At 61.9% G+C, this 4,980-nt stretch carries 5 protein-coding genes; 4 read left to right on the top strand and 1 reads right to left on the bottom strand.

What is annotated here, in order from left to right; all coding sequences use genetic code 11:
• Positions 1–346 (top strand): RidA family protein (locus JV201_RS13990; protein WP_219407091.1); only part of this gene is annotated, 346 nt, incomplete at its 5' end.
• 1 nt (position 347) lies between these two features.
• Here the strand turns inward: JV201_RS13990 and JV201_RS13985 are convergent.
• Positions 348–974 (bottom strand): transcriptional regulator, encoded by a 627-nt coding sequence (locus JV201_RS13985; RefSeq protein ID WP_003212543.1) that lies wholly within the window; start codon positions 972–974, stop codon positions 348–350.
• A gap of 57 nt (positions 975–1,031) precedes the next feature.
• Between JV201_RS13985 and JV201_RS13980 the strand changes: the two genes are divergently transcribed.
• The 3 genes from JV201_RS13980 to JV201_RS13970 all read left to right on the top strand — a co-directional run.
• Positions 1,032–2,141: a DSD1 family PLP-dependent enzyme gene (locus JV201_RS13980; protein ID WP_177008511.1), complete on the top strand. Its 1,110-nt coding sequence runs from the start codon at positions 1,032–1,034 to the stop codon at positions 2,139–2,141.
• 480 nt (positions 2,142–2,621) lie between these two features.
• A complete protein-coding gene (locus JV201_RS13975; RefSeq protein ID WP_008432557.1) occupies positions 2,622–4,025 on the top strand; it encodes a sodium:solute symporter family protein in 1,404 nt (467 codons plus the stop codon).
• Positions 4,026–4,062: 37 nt separating this feature from the next.
• Positions 4,063–4,980, top strand: a 918-nt coding sequence (locus JV201_RS13970; protein ID WP_219407090.1) for a pyridoxal-phosphate dependent enzyme, incomplete at its 3' end; no start/stop codon positions are given.

The raw sequence follows: 4,980 nt of genomic DNA, 5'->3' as shown, positions 1-4,980 counted from the left end.
GCCTGCCGGGCACTACTCCCAGGCCGTGAGCCATCAGGGCACGCTGTACATCTCCGGGCAATTGCCGGTGAGCCCGGACGGGCACCACAACATTGAAGCTTCGTTTGCCGAACAGGCTCAAGTGGCCCTGGACAATCTGTTGGCGATTTTGAAGGCCGCAGGCGGCTCACCCGCAGACCTGGTGAAAGTCACGGTGTACGTGGTGGGGGTAAAACACTGGCCTGAATTTGATGGCTTGTACGCCGCTGCGCTGGGGGATCACCGCCCGGCCCGCGCGGTGGTGCCGGTGCCGGAACTGCACCACGGCTATCTGATTGAAATCGAAGCCGTGGCGCGCTCGGCATAGGTCATTTGGCGTAGGTGTAGACCGCCGCCCGCGAGACCCCAAGGTGTGAGGCAACCGTTTCCATGGCACGCCGGATGTCCATCACGCCAGCTTCTTTCAGCTCTTGCATCAGCAGACGCCGGTCGGCGGCCTTGAGGGCACGTGGGGTGGTCGCCAGGCGTGCGGCGAACTGGTCGATGCGCGCACGAATGGCGTCGGCACCGGACGGGTCGAGAGACTCGGCGGGCCGGTCGCCGCTGACCGAGCCGAACTGTTCCAGCATGCCCTGCAAGCCACGGAACAACGAGAGGTCGACGTTCATGCACAAGGCCGCCACGTACTTGCCGGTGGAGTCCTTGATGCCGATGGAAGTGCTCTTGACCTGACGCCCGTCGGCGAACTGGTTCTGGTAGTTGGCGATCACCTGCGGGTACTCGGGATCGGCAATCCGCGCCAGGCCCAGCTCGGTGGCCGGGTCACCCGGCTGGCGCCCGGAGAGGTTGTTGTGGATGGCCATGATTGCGTGCTGCGGGTCGCGCAGGTCGTGCAGCACGACCTCGCAAAACGGGCTGAAGGTCTTGCTCAGGCCTTCGGCAATCTGTTCGAGCTGGCTGATCAAGGCCGCTTGTTCGGGAGTGTGTTTTTTCATTCAGACAACATATCCAGTACTGGATAGACCGTCAATTTACCTTTTGGAGTGTGCACGATGGAAACCCCGACAGCTTTGCTGGATGTGACCCGGATGCAGCGCAATATCCTGCGTATGCAGCAGCGTGCCGATGACTTGGGTGTGAGCTTGCGGCCCCATGTGAAGACCCATAAATGTGCCGAGGTGGTGGCGGCGCAAATCGCCGCCGGGGCCACGGGGATTACGGTTTCGACGTTGAAGGAGGCCGAGTATTTTTTCGACCTCGGCATTCGGGACGTTCTGTATGCGGTGGCGATGGCGCCGCATAAATTGCCTCAGGCGTTGGCGTTGCGTCGTCAGGGGTGTGCGCTGACGCTGATCACCGACAGCCTTGCCGGGGCCCGGGCGATTGTCGAGTTTGGTGCGCTGCAGGGTGAGGTTTTTGCGGTGCTGATTGAGATTGACTGTGATGGGCACCGGTCCGGGGTGAAGCCTCAGGATCCGCTGTTGCTGGAGATCGCCAGGCTGCTGTATGGCGGCGGGATGCTTGCCGGGGTGTTGACTCATGCCGGGGAAAGTTACGGGCTGGATACGCCTGAGGCGTTGCGGGCGATTGCCGAGCAGGAACGGGCGCGCTGTGTTGCAGCGGCCGAGGTGATTCGGGGGGCGGGGTTGCCTTGCTTGCAGGTGAGTGTGGGTTCGACGCCCACGGCGCTGTCGGCGGTGAGCCTGGAGGGTGTGACTGAGCTGCGGGCTGGGGTTTATGCGTTTTTTGATTTGGTGATGCATAACGTTGGGGTGTGCCGCATTGATGAGCTGGCGTTGAGTGTGCTGACTACGGTGATCGGGCATCAGGTGGAAAAGGGCTGGATCATTACCGACGCGGGGTGGATGGCGATGAGTCGGGATCGTGGGACGCAGTCGCAGAAGCGGGATTTTGGTTATGGGCAGGTGTGTACCGAGGGTGGTGAGGTGATTGAGGGGTTGCTGGTGGGCAGCGCGAATCAGGAGCATGGGGTGGCTTGGTTCGACGGGGTGGCGGTGGATGTGGTTGAGCGGTTTCCGCTGGGGACGCGGCTGAGGGTTTTGCCTAACCATGCGTGTGCTACGGGGACGCAGTTCGGCAGCTATGGCGCGCTGCTGGAGAATGGTGAGGTGCAGGTTTGGGAGCGGTTGCGGGGGTGGTAGATCGGGGGCATATCCGTTATTTGGGTGATGGCCGATATTGGTTCCGCTCTTACAGCGGCCTGAAAGCCGGCTTGAGTGTTAAAAGCCAAATCAGAAGCTAAAGCGGGCACGGTCCACTGTAGGAGCTGGCTTGCCGGCGATGGCATCAACTGGGTGTACCTGATGCACCGAGGTGTCTGCATCGCCGGCAAGCCGGCTCCTACAGAAAAGCGCTTGGCTTTTAACACTCAGGTCGGCTTTCAGGCCGCCGTGCTCTTGCTTTTGATCTTGATCTGACTGCCCCAATAAGCTCGAGGCCGAACGCAGGTATTGCGCAGCGGCCCTCGCTGTAAGAGCGAAACCATAGGTAGCCGTTACCCAGATAACGGATATACACCCATACCAAAAGAGTATCAAACCATACCAACCCGATATTAGACGAAAGCAAAACCAGCAGAGGAAACTACCCACAATTACAAAAATACCTAAAGAGTATAAAAAATGCCCACCCACTCCTCATGGATCGTACTGTCCATCACCGGCCTGTACATGCTCAGCCTGGCACTGATCAGCTACGGCGTGCGCCGCCACTCCCGCAGCGCCAACAACTACACCACCGGCGGCGGCCACTTCCCGGCGTTCCTGATCGGCTTCCTGATGCTCTCGGAATTTATCGGCACCGCAGTCAGCATCGGCACCGCCCAAACCGGTTTCAAGGTCGGCATCTCCGCCGCTTGGAACCTGTTCGCCCTGGCCCTGGGCTTCGTACTCTTCGCCTGGCTACTGGCGCGCAAATACAAGGACCTGGGCGACAACACCATCTCCGGCGTACTCGCGCGCAACTACGGCCAACGCACCCGCTTCGCCACGTCGATCATCACCATCTTTGCCCTGGAGATCGTCGCCGTCTCGATCTACGCCAGCGGCGGCGCCGTATTGGCCAGCGTGATGCAAGTAGACCGAACCCTGGCGATCGTGATCGTCGGCGTAGTCTCGGTGGCATACGTCAGCATCGGCGGCATGCGCTCAGTGATCTACACCAACTTCGTCCACGCCGCCCTGAAATACCTGGGCGTCGGCCTGGCCTTGTGGTTCGGCTTGAAGCAGGTGGGCGGCATCGGCCAGCTGCAAGCGCAATTGCCCGCCAGCATGTTTGACTGGACCGCCGTGGGTTGGGGCCAGATCATCGCCTGGATGATCGCCGGGATCGGTTCGATCTTCTCCACCCAATACGTAATCCAGGCGGTGAACACCGTCAGCCATGCAGGCAAGGCCCAGCGCGCCTGTTTCTACGTGGCGGTGCTGATGGTGCCGTTCGGCATCGGCGCAGCACTGATCGGTATGTGCAGCGCGGTGCTGTTCCCCCATGTCGACTCCCTGCAAGCCTTCCCCACCCTGATCGCCAGCATGGACCAACTGACGGCCGGGCTGGTGGTGGCAGGCCTTGCCGGCTCGCTGTTCGGCACCATTTCGGCGGTGAGCATGGGCTCGGCGACGTTGTTGCTGCGGGACTTCTACGAGCCATGGTTCAACCCGGAAAAAAGCGACGCCAAGTCCCTGCGCTTCGTGCGCCTGGCGACCATCGCTGTCGGCCTGTTGCCGATTGCCCTGGCACTGACCTCGGACAAAGTGCTGATGATCGCCTTCCTCGGCAAGGCGTTGCGCGCCTCCCTGGCCGTGCTGGTGTTGATGGTGTTCTACGCGCCGAAATTCGGCACGGCGGCCGGGGCATTCCTGAGCATCATTGCCTCGTTGCTCGCGACCGTGGGCTGGTTCCTCGCCGGTAATCCGTGGGGCATCGACAACGCCTACATCGCCCTGTTCACGCCGTTGATCATCATGGGCATCAGCCATGTGACGCGCCGCAGGACACCGGCCGAACCCCTGGTGGCAGCCACGAGCTGAGGTAGGATGGCAGCCTCACCCAAAAGGAACTTGTGAAATGCTGCCGATTCGCACCCCGTTGATCCTGCACCCCGGCTTGTCTACCGCTACCCGGCGGGTCTGGCTGAAGCTCGAGAACCTGCAACCCTGTGGCTCGTTCAAGTTGCGCGGCATGACCACGCTGTGCGCCTACGCGGCGAGCCAGGGCAAGACCACGGTGGTATGCCCCTCCGGCGGCAATGCCGGGCTGGCCACGGCCTTCGCGGCGCGCGGCCTGGGGTTACAGGCGCGGATCGTGGTGCCGACCACCACCCCCGAAGCCACCCGCGCACGCATCCGCCAGGCCGGGGCCGAGGTGGTGGTGCACGGTGATCTGTGGGATAAATCCAATGAGCTGGCGCTGCAACTCTCCGAATCACCTGAGGCACTGTATGTGCCGGCCTTTGATCACCCGCTGTTGTGGGAAGGCCACAGCAGCATGATCGATGAGATTCTCGAGGACTGCCCTCAGGTGGGCGCCATCGTGACCTCGGTGGGCGGCGGTGGACTGCTCGCGGGCGTTCTGACGGGCCTGGAGCGTCATGGGCGGTTCGGCTGCAAGGTGATTGCGTGTGAAACGGCGGGCGCGGCTTCGTTTGCTGCTGCCGTAGAGGCTGGAAAGCCCGTGCGGCTGGCGAAGATCGATACCGTGGCCAAGTCGTTGGCCGCGACCCAGGTGGCGACGTGGCCGGTGCAGCATATCGGCAGGTTTGCCCATCAATGCGTGGTGTTGAGTGATGCCGACGCGATGATGGGCGTGGCGCGGTACGCCGATGATTTACGCCAGTTGGTGGAACCGGCATGTGGGGTTTCGTTGGCCGTGGCGTATCTGGAGCATGGGGCGATTGCCGGGATTGAGGATGTGGTGGTGATTGTGTGTGGTGGGGTAAGCATCAGTGCGGAAACGGTTGCCCAGTGGCAGAACACGGTCTCTCTA

Source organism: Pseudomonas sp. Colony2 (assembly GCF_019382755.1).
Lineage (GTDB): Bacteria > Pseudomonadota > Gammaproteobacteria > Pseudomonadales > Pseudomonadaceae > Aquipseudomonas.
Note: the sequence above shows the minus strand (reverse complement) of the source record. Positions and strands in the feature narration are given on the sequence as shown.

Excerpts from the sequence above, each read along its gene's own strand:
- JV201_RS13985 (WP_003212543.1), bottom strand. The coding sequence starts at position 974 with ATGAAAAAACACACTCCCGAACAAGCGGCCTTGATCAGCCAGCTCGAA.
- JV201_RS13980 (WP_177008511.1), top strand. The coding sequence starts at position 1,032 with ATGGAAACCCCGACAGCTTTGCTGGATGTGACCCGGATGCAGCGCAAT.
- JV201_RS13975 (WP_008432557.1), top strand. The coding sequence starts at position 2,622 with ATGCCCACCCACTCCTCATGGATCGTACTGTCCATCACCGGCCTGTAC.